The sequence below is a fragment of the Alcanivorax sp. HI0044 genome, from assembly GCF_001634945.1.
Window position 1 is genome coordinate 1 of the sequence record NZ_LWEZ01001590.1, and the last position, 966, is coordinate 966.

At 57.3% G+C, this 966-nt stretch carries 1 protein-coding gene; it reads right to left on the reverse strand.

Annotated features, from left to right (window positions below; translation table 11 throughout):
- Positions 1-673, reverse strand: a 673-nt coding sequence (locus tag A3730_RS24080) for an AMP-binding protein (RefSeq protein WP_156501328.1), incomplete at its 3' end; no start/stop codon positions are given.
- Between the last annotated feature and the right edge of the window lie 293 nt (positions 674-966).

Genomic DNA, 966 nt, shown 5'->3' on the forward strand with positions numbered 1-966 from the left:
TCACCGACGCATGGGTATGCATACAACCTTTAGGCGCACCGGTTGTGCCCGAGCTGTACGGAAACACGGCAAGATCATCCGGCCCCACCAGCAATTCACTGGGCTGTTTGGCGGCCGCGATAACGTCCTTCCAGGCCAGGTGTGCCGGGTCCGCCAGGGCAGCAGCAGGCGCCTCCACTTCCGGTGGCAGGGGCAAGTCCGTGTCACGGACGATGTAATCGCTGTAAGCCGCCACAATCAGGTGGCGCAGATTCACCTTGCCCACCACAGGCGCAATCGCCGCCAGCAACTCCTGACCGCAAATCGCCACAGACGCTTCGGTATCTTCCAGGTAGTGCTCCAACTCCGCCGCCCGGTTCATGGGGTTCACCGGCACCACAATGGCGTTGGCACGAAGGATTGCGTAGTAGCTGATAATGAACTGGGGGGCGTTCTGCATGAACAGCAGCACCCGGTCGCCCTTTTCCACCCCCAGTGATTGCAGGTAGCCCGCCAGGGCATCCGCCTGCTGCTTCAACTGGGCAAACGTGAGGGGGCTGTCGTAATAGTTGATCGCGTCCCGTTGCGGGTAACGCAATGCAGACACCTCCAGATTGGTATAGAGGCTGGTCTGCGGCAGGCTCAGATGCTTGGGCATATTCTCTGGCCAGACCGCATGATGCCGATCAGACATGTCTTACTCTCCCGAACTGCAGCCCTCGCAGAGCTGCTTTTATTGTTGATACCCGGAAACCGCCGGATAAAACCGATAAGACCGGGCTAGCGCAGCCTGCTCATCGGTGAATACAAAGTGTTGACTCGCCGGTCAATCTGACACGCCCCAAAGGGGGCGTCAATACTATTTTGGAACTACGTTTTGTTTTTTGAAAACAAATATCGCAGGGAGGGAAAATCAGGAAAGGCAAGCCGGGGACCAAGAACATACCACTGAGTATGCCGCATGCACACACCGGCCATCAGAAATTC